This is a genomic window from Verrucomicrobiaceae bacterium (genome assembly GCA_016713035.1).
GTDB lineage: Bacteria > Verrucomicrobiota > Verrucomicrobiia > Verrucomicrobiales > Verrucomicrobiaceae > Prosthecobacter.
Map to the genome: position 1 here is coordinate 1 of JADJPW010000008.1, position 20,586 is coordinate 20,586.

Here is a 20,586-nt window from a genome sequence, read left to right on the forward strand (position 1 = left end):
GACTCATCCTATGCGGCTGGATAATCTCATCCTCACCAATGAATACGTCCACAGCACGGCAAACAGGGGATTACCTCATTGTTCATGGAGATGGATTCGATGCTGGCGACACACACAATCATGCCTGGTTAGCGAAGCTAGGCGGCGGCAGCCACAATTTCCTCTCCGCTTCCAGCAACCGCGTCATCGACTGGGCAGGCCGGCTGGGAAGAGCCCTTCTCCTCGTCAAGTGGGCCAAAGCCAAGGTGAAGTGGTCAAATCAGCCCCATGGGCCGCGGAGGAGCAAGTGGTGGAGCTCGCGCTCGCTGGCGTCAGTGTGCAGGGCTCATCTGCGGTCATATCCATACACCTGCGGATAAAAACTACCGCATGACATTCACTACCCGAACTCGGGTGACTGGGTAGAGTCTCTCACCGCCATCATCGAGCCAGAGGACGGGCGCTTTGAGATCATCACATACGACGCCTTTTGCCAGCGCACTGGCCGCGAGCCAAAGAAGCTCTCGAATTGTATCAAAATCGTCATGATGAAGATGTGATCTGATAGTCTTTTCCGCCACGCTCTACTATGCACGACCATATCCTCTCCACCTACAATGCCTCCATGGACCGCCTACGCCAAGATGTGTTGGCAATGGCTAGCATGGCACGAAAAATCTCGCCTGTGCTCTGCGTGGCCTCCTCGAGCGTGATACAGATCTTTTGCAATGCCTCCATCGCCGCTGATCAGGATGTGAACGAACTGGAAAAAGCCGTCGATAAACTCGGCATGCAGGTGCTGGTGGAAATTCCAACCCACCGCGCATGATCTCGCGCCGTGATGGGCACCATCCGTGTGGCGAATAACATCGAGCGCATCGCAGATCAGGCCAGCAGCATCGCCAAGCGTGCCCGGTTGATCAATAATCTGCCCGAGATACCCGAGGTGAAGCTCATCCAGCCTGTGTATGAGCTTTGTGCCCGCAATCTGGAGGCTAGCATCCAGGCTTTCATCGACGGCGACTCCGAGGCCGCGGCTGCCGCTCGTAAAATGGATAAGGAGCTCGACGCTGCGGAAAAAGCGCTCGATCGAGACATCATCGCCGTGATGGAGACTCGCCAAGCAGCATTGGAAGGGTACATCCACCTCATTTTCATCGCTCGTTTTCTCGAACGAGTCGGTGATCACGCGAAGAACATCTGCGAGGACACCGTCTTCATTGATCGAGCAGAGGATATCCGCTTTATGAAGGGTAAACGCACTGAGGACTCTCCTGCGGAGAATTGAGCGGGCGGATTTCAGTGATCAGCGTCACTCAATGGTGCATCCATTGATGAATCCAGCCTGCTAGGGCTGCGATACCACCCAGCACCACCAGCCACTCCATCGCGAGGCTGAGGCGGCGGGAGTTCTGCACGCTCTTCTGGGAAAGAGTGAGCTTCTTTTTCCGGCGTGAGGCTGTGGGGGCAGACTCCATCGGTGGCAGTATGTCCAGCGTAGCGAGTCGGTGTGCTTTTTGCAGACGCGGGGCATCAGCGATGAGGCACTCCAAGCGGTGAATCTCCTCGTTCACGCGTGAGGCTTGACGCTGAAGCTGACGTGGCTTCGTGAGCTGCGGCGCGGGGGCTCGTCCTAACTCAGTAGCGGTTTTCGGACGGCGTGAGCGCACTTTGCGATTTCCAGAAGAGAAGAGAGCCATGGTGTGAGCGAGAAGGGAGGGTGAGGCGTTTCAGTTTCAGGGAAAAAAGACAGACCGCTGTCAGAACATCAATTTTGCCAGCACTAAGCCGAGCAGCAGAGCGGCGATCAGCGGCGCAGTGAAGGCGGTGCCCCGGCGCAGCCAGATGATCAGTTCTTCTGAGCCAGTGGCATACACCGGTGTATGCTCTGTGCTCTCAGCCTCCGTCGCAGGGGTGGCTGCGTGGTGGCTCATCGCTGCGGCGACGGGATTCGGCTCATGATGACGCAGGGACTCGAGTCTGCGCAGGCCCTTGGAATAATCTGCCTCAGCGTCTTCGATGGCACACAGAGCGTGGTCGAGTTCTTCATCCACTTGGCTACGGTGCCATTTTTCTGGCTGGAGACTCTTGAGGATGTCGAGGTGGCGTTTGAAGTCGTCATGAGTGACGCTGAGCTCTTCGACACGCTTTTGAGCGTCATAGAGATCCACGCTCCACGCTGCTCGCAGAGCGGGCGATTTTTCCAAAAGATCACGTTTGCCCGCGACGAAGCGCTCTTGCTTCACTCGCAGCGTCTCGAGGTGCTGCTTTTGGCGCTCGATTTCCTCCTGCTGCATGCGGAGTTGGAGGAGTTGCTCTTGGGCGACTTTGACCTTGTGATCGACGTCGTCGAGTGAGGATGCGTTCTCCATGAATTCAGGAGCGTCATCGAAGTGGAGGAGTTCCTCTTCAAGGTGGCCTGGGGCAGCGACAGTGGCTGTGGCAGATGCGGGAGCTTTACGAGTCATATCAGGCGTTCAATTATTTATTCAGCGCCTTAGATATTATAGATCTCTTAAATAATCCAGATTTTTCATTCTGCTTTTTGCAAAAAAATACGGAACACCCCCAGTAACTGCCGTTATGAACAGTAGTAGCCCCAGACTTAGTCCCTCTAAAGGTAGATTCGGCGGCGGCATCGCGGCTTCCGTCGAAGATAGCGTCTGCCAGGAAGGGATCAGCACCAGCGCCATCCCCATGAGGATGTAGAGAAAGCTGCCGATCAGGCAGACAGTGCCTCCAAAGCCAGAAACAATGCGTGCTGGATTCGCCTCGCGGAAATTCGGCAGCAAGGCACCGAGTGACAGCGCCAGTGAAGTGAGCCCATAACTCATCATCATCATCGCCAGCGCAAAGAACAGCATACGCTGTGGTGGCATGCCCAGTGAAAAGCCCGAAAGGCAAACCAACAGTGTCATCATTAGCGCCAGCACACCCGCACCTAGGCGAAACTTGAGAGTGAGGATGCGCTGCAGCGGCACGGGAGAGAGCCCCAAAATCCACATCCTCCTCCCCTCCAGACTGAACTGCGGATACATAAAGCGAGTCGTCAAAGTCGAAAGAGCCAAGCAGCAGACCAGTAGATTCAAGTGACAGATCACCGTGGACCAAAAGGCATTTTGCAGATCATAACCCATGCGCCGTAAATTCGCGGAATAGATCAGCAAGAGGCCGAAAATGATCGCGCACTGCCCCCACTGCACAGGCTCACGTAAAAAAATCCGCACCTCCTTTTCCAAAATGGCGAACGAAGCACGGTCCAGAGCCAGCATCCGGCGCAGCCACTCAGATCCGCGAGCAGGCTCGGCTGTGATGCGAGCATTTTCAGCCCGGCGAGTCGGCGCAGCCGCCATCACGCGATCCCACGCCGGTGGGAAGATTTTTCCCGCCATCCACCCCGTCACCACCAGCGCCACCAGCGCATGACTCAGCAGCACTAGGTGAAAAAACAACGCCCGGCTCATACTGCCACGCCCAGTCGAGTACACCGCCTCAGCAACCCAAGAACTAGGTAGCAATGGATGCATGCAGATCTCCGTGTGCTTCAGGATTTCAGTGACTCCCATCGCCACATCACCCGTGCGCACTGCATTGAAATCGAACGTCATGAACTCCACAACGCCGCGCCCAGCAACATCACCGCCAACGCAGCAAAAGGCCGCCACCACCAGCGCCGCGCATGCCGCACCAGCAGTAAGAGCAGCCATGTCGATAAATTCGCCGCGATCCCCACCAGGCAAATCAAAGCAGGAGCCGTGGAGAGAAAGAACCCAGCCCCAGCATCATAAATGCGGCCCAGCGCCAACAAAATCGGAGCACTCAGCACCACGAGTCCCCAGCTCGCCAACAACATCCCCTCGAGCGTCTTCCACATCACCAGACTACGTGGAGAAAGCGGCAGCGCCACCTGCCACTCCATATCCTTCTTTCGGAACAAACCCATACCCGTGATCGTCGCATTCGAGAGAACCAACATGACGAAAAAGAAGAAAAACAGCAGGTAAACCAGCCTCTCTGCCAGCAGCGGCCCCAGCAGTGGAATATTCATGATATAATCCAAGCCACGCCGAACCATCAGATACGACGCCACCGCGTAAAATGCCAAAAACGTCCCCACAGTGATCGCTAGCAGGCGGTTCTGGCTCAGGCCATGCACGGTCTTGTTCACCAGCATCCGCCAGTGAAATCGCGCCAGCAGCCCCGTGGTAGCTGCCACCGTCATCCTGGCCCTCCGCTAGAAAGTGATGCATCCATGCTGCGGGGTTATTTCTTATCGACCATTTCTGCCAGCTTATACTCTAGTTCCGCGATCTTGTAACCGTCTTCACGGGCCTTCTTCCGAGCATCCGCCTCTAATTGGGCGATTTTCTCCTCCAGCTCCTTCACACGTCGATCCCCGCCCGCACCCTGTGGCGCTGGAGCAGGTGTCCGCACCACCTCCACCGTCTTGATCGGCGCACTCGGCATCCCCACCGCCGTCATGAATTCCTTCTGCACCATCGCCAGTCGGTTCTCCGTCGCAGCGAGCGTCTTTTGGAGTTGTGCGAGCTTCGCCTCACTTTGAACCCTCGATTCCACAGCCTTGTTCAGCTCATTCTGCAAACCACCTTCAGCCAGAAAAGCTTCATGCTCACTCACCACTCGTTTCAGCTCCGCATCCCGCTCATCGAGATCCTTCTTGGTACGTGTTCCAAACTCCTGCGCCTCTGCCAATCGCCGATCCAGATCACTCGCCCGCGCAGTCTGGGCCACCATAGCCTGATCCAGTGCCCGCACACGGCCCTGCTCGGCGCTCAGAGCCATCTCAAGATCTTTGATCCGATCCAGCGTCGGAGCCAATTTCGCCGCGACCTCACGCGTAGCAGTCAAATCAGCCTCCAAGGCAGCAATGCGCTGTTCCGCATCCCTTTGACGACGTTCCGCCGAGTCGCTTAGCGCCTTAAAGCGAGAGTCCAGATCCTCATACCTCGCCACCGACTCATCTAGTCGCCGTTTCGCCTCCGCAGCCGCCTGATCGGCCTCTGCCTTAGCAGAACGACTTGCCGCATCAGACTCAGAGCGCAAACCATCAAGCTCCGCAGCCGCCTGAGCGGACATTTCGGCCATTTTTTTCCGCCCATACCACCACAGTCCTCCACCGACTGTCAGCGCCGCCAAAAGAGCGCCGGACACGGCGTCCCCCAGACCTGGAATGAAGCTCAAAAACATCCGATTACTTAAAACAGTTCGTCCAGTTCCTGTCCAGTCCACAATCGCACGAAACAATCATCCTCCAATGCACGAGAAGTTGAAGAATTGGCAAACTAAGTCCCGTCGTTCAAATCGCGCAGCGCATACAAATCGCCTTCGGACTCGCGGATTCGGCGAGCGCCTCTTCGACGAGCCCGACCAAACAAACCGCGATTTTCCCCGAAAAACGCATCCACGAACTCCCGCGAGCCAATCACCGCTCCATCCGCAAAATGTCGCACCCGCGAGCGAACCAACTCACCCAGCGATAACTTCCCCTTTTCCGCCAAAACCTCCTCCGCGCGCTTCCCGCTCACCCCACGCCGCGCCACCGCCTTTCCATCCGCCGTTTTCACCTCACGCCCCACCGAAAACAGCATCTGCCGATACCCCTCCCGCGCTCCCCTCTTCACCCAATCCGTCTCAGACACATCTCGCCCCGTCACTCGGCAAATCCCGCGCTGACACTCCCTATTCCCACCCAGCGCCTCCGCATACCCGCACCAGCGGTAATCCTTCGGATCACTCACCAGCCCACCTCGCACTGGATTGAGATCAATATACGCCGCCATCGCCAAGAGCGGATCACCCTTTCCCTCCACTAGCACACTGCGGAACCGATCCATCCAGAGCGTCCCCTTCCGCTTGTGCCGCTTGTTATACCACCGCGAAAACCGCTGCTTCACCTCCTTCGCAAACACCGCCACATCACAAAACCTCCTTTTGAGCAGCCCCAGCCGATGCTGCACCACCGCCTCCGAGCCGCGCTTCCGCAGTTCCGCAAAGTCCTCCTGCAACTGCTCCACGAACACCTTGCTATACAGCACCCGCAGATGCCGCATCAGCCGTTCCTCCCCCTGCGTCCCACCAAACTGCTCCTCCACCCACCTCTTCTGATCCGGCACCTCCACCAGCGCATGAAAGTGGTTCCCCATCACACAATACGTCAGCAACCGCACCCCACAAAACTCCGCCAGCCTCCAGAGCACCCTGCGCAGCGCCTCCTTCTCCACATCATCCCAAAACACCGCCCCGCCGCAGGTCCGGGACATGACATGGAAGCAATTCGTCTGCGCCTGAAACCCCTTCACCCTGCGCATGGACCTCCCCGCCTGGAGATAAGGCCCCGTCTTGGCATTTACGCCCACAAGTTGCTCTTCGAGCGGCAGCTCTCGGATCGAATCGACAGATAGTGGAGCGGAAGCAGTGTTCATGAGGTGGGGGCGTTGGAGATGGGCAATGCAGACCATTGGGAAATGGTTATCGAGTCAGCAACAACAAATCTAACTTTAAACCAGGCTATTAATTTGGCTATTAATTTGTCATTAAGCTGAACTCATTGGGCAACCGGCCGAGGTGAAGCCGCATTCCAAAGCGATCCGTGAGTTTCAGAAGCGCTGCAAGTGTGCCTCACACCTCACTCACATTCGCCCGGTCGCGTTCAAAAAGCTGGGTGAGCTGGATGCGGCGCTCGCGGGCGATGCTGGCGTAGGCGTCCACATTGTCATGCACGGGCAAGAGCAGGTGGAAGGTTTCCTCGTCGAAGCCTTTCCAGAGCTTCGCGGCGGCTTCCATGGCCTCGGCGGGCTTGCCGAGAACGCGGAGTGCCTTCACGCCGAGCTCGAGGGCGCTGTGCATCTGCTCGTGGACCACATCCTCTGAGCGCAGGCCGAGGCTGATGAAATCATACCTTTGATCGTAGTCATGCGCCCGAGCGAGGATGCGGACATTCGGGAAACGCTCCCGCACCTCGGTGACGAGCTGTGCCACCTTCGTGCGGTCGGCGAGGCTGATGATGAGCAGGCGGGCCTGGGCGATGCCGGCGGCGTGGAGGAGATCGAGACGCGTGGCATCGCCATAGAAGACCTTGAAGCCAAAGGTTCGCAGCATGTCCACATGATCGGGATCGCTTTCCAGCACGGTTACTTTGACGCCCTGCGACATCATGAAGCGGCCGACGAAGTTCCCGAAGCGGCCGAAGCCTGCCATGATCACCGGTGCGTCATGTTCATCAATGGCATCCGCCTCGCGTGCCGGGCTGCTGACGGCCAGGTAGCGCGGCGCGATGACTTTTTCATACAGCACAAAGAGCAGCGGCGTGACGGCCATGGACAACGCCACGACGGCGACGAGTAACTTAGAGGTTTCCTCATCGAGGATGTGCTGCTGAATCGCCATCGAAAGCAGCGCGAAGGCAAACTCACCGCCCTGAGCCAAGGCCAGCGCCAGCAACCAGCGATGACTACCGCGAAGCCGCAGCACGGTGGCCACCGCATACATCACCGCCGCTTTCGTCACGATCAAACCGATCACCAGCGCCGTGATGAGCACGGGCCTAGCTGCGATGCCGCTGAAATCGAGCGACGCCCCGACAGCGAGGAAAAACAGTCCAAGCAGCAGGCCTTTGAAAGGCTCCAGGTTGCTCTCCAACTCATGGCGATAGTGGCTTCCTGCGAGCACTACTCCCGCGACAAAAGCGCCGAGAGCCGGTGAGAGGCCCACCTCGGTCATTAGCAAAGCCACGCCCACGATCAGCAGCAAGGCGGCAGCGGTCAGTAGCTCCCGCAGGCCTGTTTTCGCGAGAATCGCAAAGCCACGCGGCACCACAAACTGCCCGGCGATCACGATGACCGCTACTGCGCCTAGTGTGACGAGCGGCTGCGCCCAATGCGGCAGCTCTTGCAGCCAGCCATGATCCTCGCCCAATGCCGCACTGCTGGCGAGCAGGGGAAACATCGCCAGCATCGGGATGACGGAAATGTCTTGAAACAGCAGCACGGCAAAGGTGTCGCTACCCGCATCGCTGCGCAGCAGGGCCTTCTCTTGCAGCGTCTGAATCACGATGGCGGTGGAGGAAAGCGCCAGAATCATGCCTGCGGCGAGTGCAGGCTTCGCATCGAGGCCAAAAGCCATCGCCGCAGCGGCCACGGCCAAAGCGGTGCAACTCACCTGAAGGCCGCCGAGGCCGAAAATCGGTCCGCGCATGCGCCAGAGCCTCGCAGGCTCCAATTCGAGGCCGATCATGAAGAGCATAATCACCACGCCAAACTCCGCGAAGTGCATCGCTTCCTCGCCTTGAGTGCCACCCACCCATCCGAGCGCAAAAGGACCGATCACCGCGCCGCCGATGAGATAGCCCAGCACGCTGCCTAGACCCATTCGATGCGCCACCGGCACCATCAGCACGGCGGTGGCGAGGTAGATGAAAGCAGAGAGAAAGAAATGCGCGTCGTGCATGCGGCGACGAGCAAGCACGCGGCGGGCATCTCGTCAAAAACCTTTCGTGATCGTCGCCGCTCAATAAGTTTCCAGCCACGTTATTGAGCCAGCAACAACAAATGTAACTGTAAACCTGGCTATTTAACTGGCTATTTATTCCGCTAGATAGCTACCCATCTCTGGAAATCCGTCTCCGTCAGGCAAGACTCGGTCGCACTGGCTGCCCTCTACGCCCATTTATGAAAATCCAATTTTAGACACCGTTGTGTGAACGCTACCGCGCTGCCGCTTAAGTGAGTGCCATTCTGATCTGGCTACATATATCGTGGCTATATATTTCACTCGACACCACCTTCGAAGAGCCTAAAAAATAGAAGTTCACAGGAGGAATCAGAGGCACCAGAGAATTCCCAATCAACTCGTTCTTCCGCATGAATGCCCCCGAACCAATCCCCACTCCGGAACAGGCGCACCCGTATTCCGAGGCCGGAGCCAAAGCCCCCAAATCCAAGCCCCGCCGCCGCATGTGGATCACTCTTTTTGTTTTCTTCAGCCACTTTGTGGGTCTGCTCACTTCGGTTCATTGCCATTATGGGGGTGCGCACCGCCCAGGGAGCCATCGCCTGGGTGGTCTCCCTGAACACCTTTCCCTATGCGGCTGTGCCCGCCTACTGGATTCTGGGACGCAGTAAATTCCACGGTTACGTGACAGCACGCCGTCTCGATGACGTTAAAGTGGCGGAATTGGCGAGCGCTTATTTAAAAACATTGACCGAACGTAACCTGATCAGAAATCCGGACCGCGACCGGGCCTATCTGGTGGAGAAGTTGGCCAAACTTCCCTTCACCACCGGCAATGATGCCGAACTGCTGGTGGATGGCGATGCCACCTTCCAGTCCATCTTCAACGGGATATCGAAGGCGGAGAAATATGTTCTCGTGCAGTTCTATATCATCCGGAATGACGAGGTGGGCCAGGAACTGAAGTCCCGTCTGCTTGAGCGGGCCAAGGCCGGCGTCCGCTGTCATCTGCTCTACGATGAAATCGGCAGTCGGCTGCCCCGCGCCTACACCGATGAACTGAAGCAGGCCGGTATCTCCGTGTTTCCTTTCAATACTAGGCAGGGCGAAGCCAACCGATTCCAGATCAATTTCCGCAATCACCGGAAAATCGTGATCACCGACGGCCGCGCCGCCTGGGTCGGCGGGCTGAATGTCGGGAGGGAATACAAGGGCCTCGATCCGAAATTCGGCTATTGGCGCGACACCCACCTGCGCCTTACGGGTCCGGTAGTTCAGAGCATCCAGGTATCATTCTTGGAGGACTGGCAGTGGGCTGCGGGCGGCTCGATCGAGGGGTTGAACTGGGATCCCCAACCTGCGGCCTCCGGAGTCTCGCGTTCGGTCATGTGCCTGCCCTCCGGCCCGGCGGACTCCTTGGAAAGCTGCACCCTCTTTTTCCTCAATACGATCAACATGGCAAAGACCCGGCTCTGGATAGCCAGCCCCTACTTTGTGCCGGATGAACAATTCATCAGCGCCCTCCAATTGGCGGCGCTGCGAGGAGTGGATGTCCGCATCCTGATTCCTGAAGAGGCAGACAATGCGCTGGTTCAGTACTCCGCCTGGTCCTATTTGGAGGCTCTCCAGAAGGCCGGGATCAAGGTTTATCGTTACACCAAGGGATTCATGCATCACAAAGTCGTGGTAGTGGACGACGAGTATTGCACCGTGGGCACCGCCAATTTTGATAACCGCTCCTTCCGGCTCAACTTCGAAATCACCATGGCCTTCGCCGACCGGGAGTTCACCCAGCAGGTCACCACCATGCTGGAGAACGACCTGAGTCATGCCCGGTTGGTTCGACCCGGGGAACTCCAGGAACATGGCTTTTTGTTCCGGCTTGCCGTGCAGGCCGCCCGTCTGACGGCACCAGTCCAATAAACTCCGAACGACCGGAAGCTATCGCAGGGAGGCGGAGGAGCCCAAGTCAGACACCCCCGACAAAGCCGGGGGCTTGTAATGTGTTAACCGCTCAAAGCGGGTTGTTCTGTGCTTGGGGCCGCCAGTAGGTGGCTATGACCCGTTGAACATCTCTAGTTGTTCGAGACGCTTATCCTCCTGCTCCTGGTTTTGAATGTACGCTCGCACCGCCGCTTCATCTCGACCCACCGTTGAGACGAAGTAGCCCCTCGCCCAAAAGTGTTGCCCCACGAACTTTCGTCGTCGTCCGCCATATGTCCGTGCCAGATGTATCGCGCTCTTGCCCTTGATGTAGCCTACCACCTGCGATACCGCATACTTCGGTGGCACACTCAATATTAACCCGGCAAATAATAATAAGTAACTAGGCTCGCTATTCGGCGGGCCTCTCGTCAAAAACCTTTCGTGATCGTCACCGCTCGTGAAACACGAACTGCGAGGGATTGCCCACCGGCACATAGTGACCGGTGAAGGCCAGTTTGAATAAGTTACAAGGCTCGTTATTCACGCGGGCTTTGAACTGTGAGTTATGTCTTCTACGTTTGGCTTTCACTAGGGTATTGGGTGTCTGGGTGCTGTTCCCAACCAGCAACCACCCTAACTGATCTCTCAGCTACTGGCCCGAATTTTGGGAGCCACCTCATGAATAAGTTATCAGGCTCGCTATTATTAATCCGGTATTTAGAAAGCGCATTGTGCGCACCACGATTGAGGCATGATTTGATATGCTATCTTGGTGCCGGATTAATAGTTTTATTGTTTCGGTTATTTGATAAGCATCTGATGGGCAAGTGGATTGGGATGTCTGACTTCTGGATGAGGGCGTGAAAGCTGTTAGCTTGGTTACTATTTGAGTTTGGACTCGTGGCTGGGGCTTATGGAGGACTCGGGCGGTGGGGGAGTGGGGAATTGGTGCCCTGGGAACTGCCTAGTTGCGCTTTTTGTGCCTTCCGCCATCTCTACGGCCCTCTTTGTTTAAACTCTTTCGTTTCCTTTATTCTCATGTCTTTAGCCAGTTCTCCGCGTGTTATCGAAATCGGCCTCGCTGGCCTCGGAAATGTCGGTGCAGGTGTTTTTAAGAACTTGGAGAAAAACCGGGCGCTGATCGCGAAACGCACGGGAGCGGAGATTCGGGTGAAAAGAGTCGCGGTGCGTGATTTGGGCCGAAAACGCGATGTGGAGGTACCTGCGGCGGCTTTGACGACGGATTGGCAGGAGCTTGTGAATGATCCGGCCATTCCTGTGATCGTGGAGCTGATCGGTGGGACGACGACGGCGTATGACATGGTGTGCGCCGCGCTGCGGGCGAAAAAGATCGTCGTTACTGGCAATAAAGCGCTGCTGGCAGAGCGGGGGCAGGAGCTCTTCGCTCTGGCGGAGGAATGTGGGGTGCCGATTTACTTTGAGGCTGCTGTGGCGGGTGGGATTCCGATCATTCAGGTGCTGCAAGAGGGGCTCGTGGGGAATCACATCCGCTCCATCCACGGCATCATCAATGGGACGTGTAACTACATCCTCACCCGGATGAGCCAGGCTGGCCTGAGCTACGATGCAGCGCTACAAGAGGCCCAGGATAAGGGCTTTGCGGAGGCTGATCCCTATCTGGATGTGAGTGGCTGGGATGCTGCGCATAAGGCGATCATTTTGGCCAGTCTGAGCTATGGATTCTGGATCCCGCCGGATAAGGTGTGTGTCGAAGGCGTGGATCGTGTGAGCATCACGGATTTCAAGTTCGCCCAGCGGTTGGGCTACACGATCAAGCTGCTCTCCATCATTCGTGCTGATGAAAACGGTCTGGTGGAGGTGCGGACGCAGCCCACGCTGGTTCCGCTGAGTCATGTTTTGGCCAGTGTGAGTGGCAGTTTTAATGCGGTGCTGGTCAATGGTGACATCGTCGGTGAGACGCTTTTTTACGGACGCGGGGCAGGGCAGGACCCCACGAACAGCAGTGTCATCAGTGATCTGTGTGAGGCTGCGGCGGTGCTGATGCATGGTGCACGTCATAGTGGCTTCGTGCCGCATGGGCTGTATGGGAAGTCGAAGCCGGTCGATGACACGGTGTCGCATCACTACCTACGCCTAACGGTGGATGATGTGCCTGGTGTGCTGGCCCAGGTGGCGGCGGAGCTAGGTAAGCGCGGCATTGGTATCTCCAGCATGCTGCAGCCAGAGGATCTGGAATCGACGACGGGTGAGACCTCCCTTGTCCTGATGGTGCATGATGCCAAAGTGGGCGATATGAAGCAGGCGCTGGCTGCTTTACACAGTCTGAAGTGCGTGCGCAGTGAGCCGACGTGGATGCGGGTGGAGACGTTGCAGTGAGCAGCTCGGCAGTGTTTTAAAAAACGACCTGATCAAACGAATGGCGCGATGGCCACATAGGCGAGCTTGCAGGTGTAGTGCAGCGCCTGGTCCTGTGTGAAGGTCGTTTTGCCTTCGCACTTGATGAAGTCGATCACGCCGTGCAGCAGGAACTCGATGCAGCCGAGGGTGAAGCAGCCTGTCACGGCCCAGACCGCTGCGCCGTGCATGAAGCAGTGTGCGGCGAGGCACCACGGCCAGAGGCTCACTGGTCGAGCTGGATCGGCACGCTGTGCGAGGAGGTGGCGATTTTTGCACGCTGCGAGGAATTCTCCCTGAAGGGGGAAATCGAAGAGCGCATGCGCCGCCGCGAGCAGAAAGAATACCTGCGCAGCGGCCTGCCAGTCGTGCGCGGGGAATGGCAGCAGGCCGTCCATGCGGGGTGAGTGGCTTCAGGGACCCGGATCAGGCGTAGAAGGACGCGATTTTCTCATTCACTGCACGCAGGCGGTGCGCGATGGTGCGGCCGACGCCGATGAGGAGCCATGCTGCGGGCCGTGGATACTCATTGATGTAGGATTCCAGGCTAGCTCCGTCGATGCGCCACACTTGGGAGAATTCCACGGCGGTCACGGTGGCAGAGGCGACATTTGGGTCGAGCAGATTGATCTCGCCCAGAGTCTCGCCCTTTTGCACAGGTCCGAGGAGGACCTTATGCCCGCCACGCATCGCTGTGGCGTGGAATTTGCCGGAGACGACAAAAAACAGGCTGCTCTGCTGGCTGCCTTCTTCGATGAGATGCTGGCCTGGCTGTACGGGCAGGAATTCGCCGTATCCGCTGAGGATGTCGCGGTCTTCGTCACCGAGGGGGTCGAGGATGCCCTGCGCGGGGAGTTGGGGGGTGGAGAGCTGGCTCATGTGAATTGGAGTGGGGAGGAGAATTCCCCACGTTCTAGGCGGAAATGGCCGGAATGGCAAGCACGGTTCCCCGGTGAGCCGTTTCGCCCACGGCAATTCCACTTTTCCCTTCTGGGGATCAATTTTCGCCTCCGAGCTGTCGTTTTAGGCCTGCACATGCTCCGCTACGCCTCCCTCTCACTCCTCGCGGCCACCAGCATTTTCGCGGTAGATTTCTCCCACGAAGTCTTCCCCGTGCTCCAGCGTGCCTGTTTTGAATGCCACGGCCCGGAGGTGCAAAAAGGCCAGCTCCGCCTCGACCTGGGCTCTCCACGTCATGCTGAGATCGGTGCCGATCTCCTGCGCCGAGTGCAGCTCCCGCGTGAGGACAAAGAGGCTATGCCAAAGCGTGGCACACGCCTCCAGCCCGCCGAAATCGCCGCGCTGAAGACCTGGATCGACTCGGGGGCAAAGTGGCCCGCCAAAATCGAGCCGCACACGCATTGGAGCTACCTGCCGCCCCAGCGCCCCCAGGTGCCCGCAGGCACGAAAAACCCGGTGGATGCCTTCATCCGCCAAAAACTTACCGCCGCAGGTTTGCAGCCCGCACCGCCCGCAGCACCGGAAATCCTCATCCGCCGTCTCAGCCTCGATCTGACTGGTCTGCCGCCCGCTCCCGCGGAGGTGGATGCGTTCGTCTCTGCGATGGCCAAAGAAACAAGTGCTCAGTCCGCAGTGCTAAGTGCTCAGTCAAAGACAGATAAACGAAGCACTTCATCCTTCGCGTATGAGGCCCTCGTGGACCGCCTCCTCGCCTCCGAGCAGTTCGGTGTCCGCTGGGCACGCCCGTGGCTGGATCTCGCCCGCTATGCTGACTCGCACGGCTTTCAGCGTGATGACTTGCGCGACATCTGGGCCTACCGCGACTGGGTCGTCGATGCGCTCAATGCGAACATGCCTTTCGATCAGTTCACGCTCGAGCAAATCGCTGGCGACCTCATCCCGAATGCCAAGCCCTCCCAAATCATCGCCACCGGTTTTCACCGCTGCACCCCCACCAATGTCGAAGCCGGCACCGAGCCCGAGGAAAGCCGCATCAATCAAGTCATCGACCGCGTCAACACCACTGGCGCCGTGTGGCTGGGCACCACGCTCGAATGTGCTCAGTGTCACAACCACAAATACGACCCCTTCACCCAAAAAGACTTCTACAGCCTCCTCGCCTACTACAACAACACCGAGAAGGAAGCTGAGCGCACGAATCCGAAAACGCCAGGCTCCATTCAGTTCAATGGCACCGCCTTTGAGCTGCCAGATGCGCAGCGTCAGTCCCAGCGCCGAAAAATCACCGCTGAAATCCAAACGCTCGATCACCAAATCGCCGCTGCCACTACCACCGCGCAGCCATCCAAGAAAGCCACGGCAAACGCCTTCACCCTGCTCAAGCCCGAGGCCTTCATCACCGAAAGCGATGCCGAGACCGAGCTCCAGCCCGACGGCAGCACGCTCCTGACTGGCCCAGTTCCCGATACCGATACATACACGGTGGAGGCCCCACTCACCGCAGGGGCACTCAGCGGACTTTTTCTTGAGGCCCTCACACATCCCAGCATCCCTGGCGAAGGCCCAGGCCGCGGCGGGGCCAATCGGCCAAATTTTGTCCTCCACACCTTCGACTGCACCCTCACCCTGCCCGATGGCAAAACGCAGCCGCTGAAATTCAAATCCGCCCACGCCGACTACTCGCAGGCCAATTACCCCGTAGAAAACCTCATCACCCGAAAAGGCAGTGGCGCATGGGCCATCGGTCGCCGCTTTGGTCAGCCACACTGGGCAGCCTTTGAGCTCGAAAAACCGCTCCCAATCACCGCTGGCACCAAGCTCACCATCCGCATGGAGCAAAATTTCGGCAACGGCCTCGTCATCGGCTGCATGCGCCTCTCCAGCATCACGGGCGATGTCGCCGCGAATCTCCCTGCGAGCGAATCCGAGGCCCAAACCGCTCAAAAAGACCCCGCCGTGCTCAAGCTCGAAAAACAGCGAGCGCAGCTCCAAAAGCAGCTCACCGCCCTCAAGCGACTAAGCACCGAAGTCATGAAGGAACTGCCCCAGCCCCGCATGAGCGCCATTTTCAAGCGTGGCGTCTATACAGACCCCACCACCCCCGTCACCGCCACCACGCCCGCTATTTTCAAAAAGCCCGCATCCGGCCCTCCGAACCGCCTCACCCTCGCCAAATGGCTCACCAGCCGTGACAATCCACTCGCCGCCCGCGTCACCGTCAATCGCTGGTGGGCAGAGATCTTTGGTCAGGGCATCGTCACCACGCTAGAGGACTTCGGCATCAAAGGTGCAGCCCCCAGCCACCCCGAGATGCTCGATTGGCTCGCCTGCGAGTTCATGGACAGCGGTTGGGACATGAAGCACATCCTCAAGCTCATCGTCATGAGCGACACCTATCTGCAAAGCAGCAGCTCAGGGCAGGGTGCGCAGCTCGATCCCACCAACGCGCTTCTCTCCCACTTTCCGCGTTTCCGACTCGATGCCGAAGCCATCCGTGACAATGCCCTCTCCATCGCCGGACTGCTCGATTTGAAGCAAGGCGGCGTGCCCATCCGTCCACCACAGCCCGAGGGGCTCTGGCGGAAAGTCGGCGGCCAGCAATACGACTACCAAGTCAGTCCCGGCAGTGAAAAGCACCGCCGTGGCCTCTACGTCGTGCTGAAGCGTGGCTCTCCCTATCCTAGCTTCATGAACTTCGACGCCAGCGCCCGCATGGCCTGCGTCGTGCGCCGCTCACGGTCCAATACACCGCTCCAGGCCCTCACCCTGCTCAATGACCCCGTCTATGTCGAGGCCGCGAAGCACTTCGCCCTCCGCATCGCCGCAGAGGCTCCCAGCAGCGACCTCGATGCCCGCATCAGCCACGCCTTCCGCATTGCCCTCGCCCGCGCACCCACCGCCGCAGAAGCCCGCGTGCTCAAAACACTCTGGGAGCAGCAATACGAAGCCGCCCAAACCGATCTCAAAGCCACCACCGCCCTCCTCACCGACATCACTCTGCCACCATCCCTCACCCCCACCGAATTCAGCGCCCACTACGCCCTCGCCACCGCCCTGATGAACCTCGACGAGTGCATCACCAAGCCGTGAGGTGGGTTGAAGAGAACAAAGCAAACAACCCCAGCGAAGCAAAGTAGTCCTCTCGCTCCGCGAGAGGAACAGAGCGTGTGGCAGGCTCATAAGCTGACGAAATGGGGATCAGCAGGAGCCAGCGAGAATGCCATGTTGGCCATGATTTGGCATCACCGACAGCCTTGATGATGGTCCACGCGAAGATTCACTTCACAGCCTGCGTTCCGTTGCCTGCCATGTCTCTTTCTCGCTTCTTTGTCGTCTTTCTTGCTCTCCATGCGGTGCTGCATGCTGCGCCGCCGAACATCCTTCTCATGCTTGTCGATGACATGGGTGTGATGGACACCTCGGTGCCGTTTTTGACTGGGGCGGATGGCAAGCCGGTGAAGCACCCGCTCAATGAGTACTACCGCACGCCGAATATGGAGCGGCTCGCGGCCCGTGGGGTGCGCTTCAATCAATTTAATGCCATGAGCGTGTGCTCACCCACGCGCATCTCCATCCTGACCGGACAAAACGCCGCCCGCCACCGCACCACCAACTGGATCAATCCTGACAACGACAACGCTGGCCCCCAAGGTGCCCCGGACTGGAACTGGCGCGGGCTGAAGAAAGGGGATGTCACCTTGCCAGCTCTGCTGCGGGGCGCGGGCTACCGCACCATCCATGTCGGCAAAGGCCACTTTGGCCCCGCAGGCTCCGAGGGGGCTGATCCGATCCATCTCGGCTTCGATGTGAATGTCGGCGGGGCTTCCATCGGTGCTCCAGCTAGCTACTACGGCACCGAAAACTTCGGCGGGAAGAGCAAGGGCAAGAAAAAAGCCCCAGGCAAAGCTGCCCGCTCGAGCCATGCCGTGCCTGGATTGGAGCAATACCACGGCCAGGACATCTTCCTCACTGAGGCACTGACTCTGGAGGCCAAAAAGCACGTCACGAATGCCGTGCAGGCCGAAAAGCCCTTCTTCCTCTACTTCCCGCAATATGCCGTGCATGCGCCTTTCAACAGCGACAGCCGATTCGCCGCGAATTACGCTAATTCTGGCAAGCCAGCTCCGGCGCAGGCCTTTGCTACCCTCATCGAAGGCATGGATAAATCCCTCGGCGACATGCTCGACCACTTAGAGTCTCTCGGCGTCGCGGAAAACACGCTGGTCATCTTTTTGGGCGATAACGGCAGTGATGCCCCGCTCGGTCACGAGCACGCCGTGGCCTGTGCAGCGCCTCTGCGTGGCAAAAAGGGCTCCCATTACGAAGGCGGCGTCCGCGTGCCCTTCATCGCTGCATGGGCGAAAAGCGCCGCGGACAATGCGCAGCAAAAAAGCCTCCCCATCACTCCCGGTGCGGTGCAGAGCCAGCTCTCTGCCGTGTATGACATTTTTCCCACCGTGCTAGGCCTCGCAGGTGTGGAAAAACCTGCCTCCCATGTCATCGACGGGCGTGCGCTCGGTTCCCTCCTCAGCGGTCAGCGTGATGCAGGCCGCGAAGAGGCCTTTTTGATGCATTACCCGCATGCACCGCATCGCTCCCATTACTTCACCACCTACCGTGACGGAGCGTGGAAAGTCATCTACCACTACTTCCCCACCGAGGTGTCTGGTGGCAGCCACTACCAGCTCTTTCACCTCGAAACAGACCCCTACGAGCAAAAAGACCTCTCCCAGTCCCATCCCGCCGATTTGAAGCGCCTCATGGAAAAACTCATCGCCGGGCTCGAAGCGCAAAATGCCGTCTATCCCGTCGAAAAAGATGGCACCACTCGTGTGAAGCCAAAACTGCCGTAAGGGCGGGATGCTGCCGAATCGCTGCTCATGACCTGGGAAACGCTCCTTTTGCTCTTCTGCGCCGGTTTGAGCGCTGGCTTCATCGACTCCATCGCAGGCGGTGGTGGGCTCATCTCCGTCCCCGCGCTCCTGTGGGCTGGGCTGACGCCGCAGATGGCCCTGGGCACCAATAAAATGCAGTCCACCTGGGGCACCCTCATGGCCGTGCGGAAATACACACGGGCAGGCCTCATCGACTGGCCGCAGATGCGCCTGCCCATCGTCGTCACCTTCCTCTTTGCCAGCCTGGGCACATGGACGGTCACCCAGTTGAGCAATGCCGTGCTGAAGCTCATCGTGCCATGGATGCTGCTCGGCATCGCCCTCTACGTACTGCTCTGTCCAGGCCTGGGAAAGACCGCATCACAGGCGCGGATGAGCCTGGCCGCCTTCGCCTGTGCCGCAGGCTCCGTGCTGGGATTCTACGATGGCTTCTTTGGTCCAGGCACAGGCACCTTCTGGGCCTTGGCATGCATCTCCCTGCTCGGGCTAGAGCTGACACGCGCCACCGCCTTCACCAAAGTGGTCAATCTCGCCAGCAATGCCGCCTCCTTGATCGTCTTTGTGCTCTCTGCCCGTGTGAACTACGAAATCGCCGCCGCCATGATCGCCGGGCAGCTCATCGGTGGCCGACTCGGCGCTGGCATGGCCATCCGGCACGGTGCCGGTTTCATCCGCATCATCTTCATCGCCGTCGTCTTCACCATGGTGGCAAAACTACTGTGGGAGCAGTTCGCCGCCGGCTAAAGCAACTTGTCGCAGTATCCGCCACACAGACGTCGCCAAGGCGTCATTTGCAACGCCGCCGCTCACAGCGTATCTCGCCCCACAACCAGCCCCCTAAAACGAATGAAAACCGTCCAATCCGCCGCCATTGAGCGCACCTTTCTCCAGTTCGACCTATCTCGATTGTTGAGCACCGTTTTTAAGCCCACAGAGGGTCGGAATATCTGCATCCTCATCGACCTGCCGGATCTCGATGAGGCGAAAAACATGTCCTTTCTCCGAAATCCCGCCCGCGCCGTGCAGCAGCGTGCTTACCAGCACTTTCACCTCGGTCTCAAGAACGGCGTCGCGGCCCAGCTCGGACTGACCGGTGGCGAGATCTATGCCTATATGCAGACGACCGGCAGCAATCTCGACCTTCCAGACCGCTGCGTCGATATGAGCGGGACAGAGCTCAGTCTGGAGCATGACGTCTATCCCCATCACGACATCATCCTCTGCATCTCCACCTTTTCCGCCACGGCGCCGCTCACCGCCTTTGCCAAGCAGTATGGATTCCGTGGTGCCACACTCCATGGCGTCAATGATGTCATCCTTCATTCCGGTCTGGCCGTCGATTACGAAGACGTCAGCCGCGACGCGGAAAAACTACGCCTCGCCATGACGCGTGCTGATTGGGTCGAGATCGACTTCACTGTCGAAAACGGCCCCGACATGTCCATCCACCTCGATCTGAGCCGCCAAGAGGCGCAGAAGAGCCACGGTCTCTGCCAAGGCGATACACCCGACATCGCCAATCTACCCGCCGGAGAGGTCTATTTCGTCCCCACCGGCGCAGAGGGCACCTTCCCGCTGAAATACGAAGACGGCACACTCGGCAAGCTCACAGTCACCGGCGGTCGCATCATCCGGGCGGAGCTCATCGAAGGGCTCCAGTCCACCATCGACGAGCACAATGCCAAACTCCTCGATGATCCTATGACCGGCGTGCTCGGAGAGCTCGGATTCGGCACCCAAGTCCTCCCCGTCTCCGGCGCGGACATTCAGGACGAAAAAGTGCTCGGCACATGCCATCTGGCCACGGGGCGTGACGACCACCTCGGCGGCCACATCACGCCTGCGCAGTTCAAGCGCCACCAGAACGCCACGCACGATGACATCCTCTTCGCTCCGCATAAAACGCCCAATTTTGACATCAAACAGGCCCGCATGCACCGCGATGGAGTCACCACCGTCCTCATCGAGCACTTCCAGCCCTCACGCTACCTCCTCGATGCCCTCGCTGCCGCGTAGTGGA

16 protein-coding genes and 2 pseudogenes are annotated in these 20,586 nt (G+C 58.6%); 8 read left to right on the forward strand and 10 right to left on the reverse strand.

All coding sequences use genetic code 11. The features are described from left to right. The first annotated feature begins 568 nt into the window (after window positions 1–568). Together IPK32_21300 and IPK32_21305 are read left to right on the forward strand one after the other, a co-directional pair. Window positions 569–808 (forward strand): hypothetical protein, encoded by a 240-nt coding sequence (locus IPK32_21300; protein ID MBK8094427.1) that lies wholly within the window; start codon window positions 569–571, stop codon window positions 806–808. A 9-nt stretch (window positions 809–817) separates the two neighbouring features. Next, window positions 818–1,267, forward strand: coding sequence for a hypothetical protein (locus IPK32_21305; GenBank protein ID MBK8094428.1), 450 nt, complete (start codon window positions 818–820; stop codon window positions 1,265–1,267). Between the two features lie 28 nt (window positions 1,268–1,295). Here the strand turns inward: IPK32_21305 and IPK32_21310 are convergent, their stop codons facing one another. The 7 genes from IPK32_21310 to IPK32_21340 all read right to left on the reverse strand — a co-directional run bounded on the left by IPK32_21310 (window position 1,296) and on the right by IPK32_21340 (window position 8,445). Further along, window positions 1,296–1,679: a hypothetical protein gene (locus IPK32_21310; GenBank protein MBK8094429.1), complete on the reverse strand. Its 384-nt coding sequence runs from the start codon at window positions 1,677–1,679 to the stop codon at window positions 1,296–1,298. A 60-nt stretch (window positions 1,680–1,739) separates the two neighbouring features. Then, window positions 1,740–2,447 carry a hypothetical protein gene (locus IPK32_21315; protein ID MBK8094430.1) on the reverse strand — a complete coding sequence of 236 codons (708 nt, stop codon included), beginning with the start codon at window positions 2,445–2,447 and terminating at the stop codon, window positions 1,740–1,742. A 36-nt stretch (window positions 2,448–2,483) separates the two neighbouring features. After that, complete coding sequence (locus IPK32_21320; GenBank protein MBK8094431.1) at window positions 2,484–3,644, reverse strand: hypothetical protein; 1,161 nt, start codon at window positions 3,642–3,644, stop codon at window positions 2,484–2,486. Next, entirely contained in the window at window positions 3,584–4,147 is a 564-nt protein-coding gene (locus IPK32_21325; GenBank protein MBK8094432.1) for a hypothetical protein, read from the reverse strand. Before IPK32_21325 ends, IPK32_21320 begins: the two co-directional genes overlap by 61 nt. A gap of 95 nt (window positions 4,148–4,242) precedes the next feature. Next, complete coding sequence (locus IPK32_21330) at window positions 4,243–5,181, reverse strand: hypothetical protein (GenBank protein ID MBK8094433.1); 939 nt, start codon at window positions 5,179–5,181, stop codon at window positions 4,243–4,245. A gap of 101 nt (window positions 5,182–5,282) precedes the next feature. Continuing rightward, window positions 5,283–6,422, reverse strand: coding sequence for a hypothetical protein (locus IPK32_21335; GenBank protein ID MBK8094434.1), 1,140 nt, complete (start codon window positions 6,420–6,422; stop codon window positions 5,283–5,285). 196 nt (window positions 6,423–6,618) lie between these two features. Beyond that, a complete protein-coding gene (locus tag IPK32_21340; protein MBK8094435.1) occupies window positions 6,619–8,445 on the reverse strand; it encodes a cation:proton antiporter in 1,827 nt (608 codons plus the stop codon). Window positions 8,446–8,951: 506 nt separating this feature from the next. Here IPK32_21340 and cls point away from each other — a divergent pair. Next, a pseudogene (cls, locus tag IPK32_21345) lies at window positions 8,952–10,371 on the forward strand (cardiolipin synthase). Between the two features lie 132 nt (window positions 10,372–10,503). On the opposite strand, the pseudogene tnpA reads toward cls, so the two are convergent. Continuing rightward, window positions 10,504–10,752 (reverse strand): annotated as a pseudogene (gene tnpA, locus IPK32_21350) (IS200/IS605 family transposase). Window positions 10,753–11,412: 660 nt separating this feature from the next. Between tnpA and IPK32_21355 the strand changes: the two are divergent. After that, complete coding sequence (locus IPK32_21355) at window positions 11,413–12,732, forward strand: homoserine dehydrogenase (protein MBK8094436.1); 1,320 nt, start codon at window positions 11,413–11,415, stop codon at window positions 12,730–12,732. A 32-nt stretch (window positions 12,733–12,764) separates the two neighbouring features. On the opposite strand, the gene IPK32_21360 is transcribed toward IPK32_21355, so the two are convergent. Then, complete coding sequence (locus IPK32_21360) at window positions 12,765–13,148, reverse strand: DUF3307 domain-containing protein (GenBank protein MBK8094437.1); 384 nt, start codon at window positions 13,146–13,148, stop codon at window positions 12,765–12,767. A gap of 28 nt (window positions 13,149–13,176) precedes the next feature. After that, the gene (locus IPK32_21365; protein MBK8094438.1) at window positions 13,177–13,629 is read right to left on the reverse strand and encodes a cyclic nucleotide-binding domain-containing protein; all 453 of its coding nucleotides are present in this window, start codon (window positions 13,627–13,629) and stop codon (window positions 13,177–13,179) included. 156 nt (window positions 13,630–13,785) lie between these two features. Here IPK32_21365 and IPK32_21370 point away from each other — a divergent pair, with 156 nt between their 5' ends. The 4 genes from IPK32_21370 (at window position 13,786) to IPK32_21385 (ending at window position 20,582) form a co-directional block, all read left to right on the forward strand. Continuing rightward, a complete protein-coding gene (locus tag IPK32_21370) occupies window positions 13,786–16,761 on the forward strand; it encodes a DUF1553 domain-containing protein (protein ID MBK8094439.1) in 2,976 nt (991 codons plus the stop codon). 218 nt (window positions 16,762–16,979) lie between these two features. Continuing rightward, entirely contained in the window at window positions 16,980–18,524 is a 1,545-nt protein-coding gene (locus IPK32_21375) for a sulfatase (GenBank protein ID MBK8094440.1), read from the forward strand. A 27-nt stretch (window positions 18,525–18,551) separates the two neighbouring features. Beyond that, a complete protein-coding gene (locus tag IPK32_21380; GenBank protein MBK8094441.1) occupies window positions 18,552–19,310 on the forward strand; it encodes a TSUP family transporter in 759 nt (252 codons plus the stop codon). Window positions 19,311–19,412: 102 nt separating this feature from the next. Then, on the forward strand, window positions 19,413–20,582 hold the full coding sequence (locus IPK32_21385) for a hypothetical protein (GenBank protein MBK8094442.1): 1,170 nt from the start codon (window positions 19,413–19,415) through the stop codon (window positions 20,580–20,582). Window positions 20,583–20,586: the final 4 nt, after the last annotated feature.

Coding starts and splice junctions, on each gene's coding strand:
- IPK32_21300 (MBK8094427.1), top strand. CDS start 569: ATGCACGACCATATCCTCTCCACCTACAATGCCTCCATGGACCGCCTA.
- IPK32_21310 (MBK8094429.1), bottom strand. CDS start 1,679: ATGGCTCTCTTCTCTTCTGGAAATCGCAAAGTGCGCTCACGCCGTCCG.
- IPK32_21315 (MBK8094430.1), bottom strand. CDS start 2,447: ATGACTCGTAAAGCTCCCGCATCTGCCACAGCCACTGTCGCTGCCCCA.
- IPK32_21335 (MBK8094434.1), bottom strand. CDS start 6,422: ATGAACACTGCTTCCGCTCCACTATCTGTCGATTCGATCCGAGAGCTG.
- IPK32_21340 (MBK8094435.1), bottom strand. CDS start 8,445: ATGCACGACGCGCATTTCTTTCTCTCTGCTTTCATCTACCTCGCCACC.
- IPK32_21355 (MBK8094436.1), top strand. CDS start 11,413: ATGTCTTTAGCCAGTTCTCCGCGTGTTATCGAAATCGGCCTCGCTGGC.
- IPK32_21360 (MBK8094437.1), bottom strand. CDS start 13,148: ATGGACGGCCTGCTGCCATTCCCCGCGCACGACTGGCAGGCCGCTGCG.
- IPK32_21365 (MBK8094438.1), bottom strand. CDS start 13,629: ATGAGCCAGCTCTCCACCCCCCAACTCCCCGCGCAGGGCATCCTCGAC.
- IPK32_21370 (MBK8094439.1), top strand. CDS start 13,786: ATGCTCCGCTACGCCTCCCTCTCACTCCTCGCGGCCACCAGCATTTTC.
- IPK32_21375 (MBK8094440.1), top strand. CDS start 16,980: ATGTCTCTTTCTCGCTTCTTTGTCGTCTTTCTTGCTCTCCATGCGGTG.
- IPK32_21380 (MBK8094441.1), top strand. CDS start 18,552: ATGACCTGGGAAACGCTCCTTTTGCTCTTCTGCGCCGGTTTGAGCGCT.
- IPK32_21385 (MBK8094442.1), top strand. CDS start 19,413: ATGAAAACCGTCCAATCCGCCGCCATTGAGCGCACCTTTCTCCAGTTC.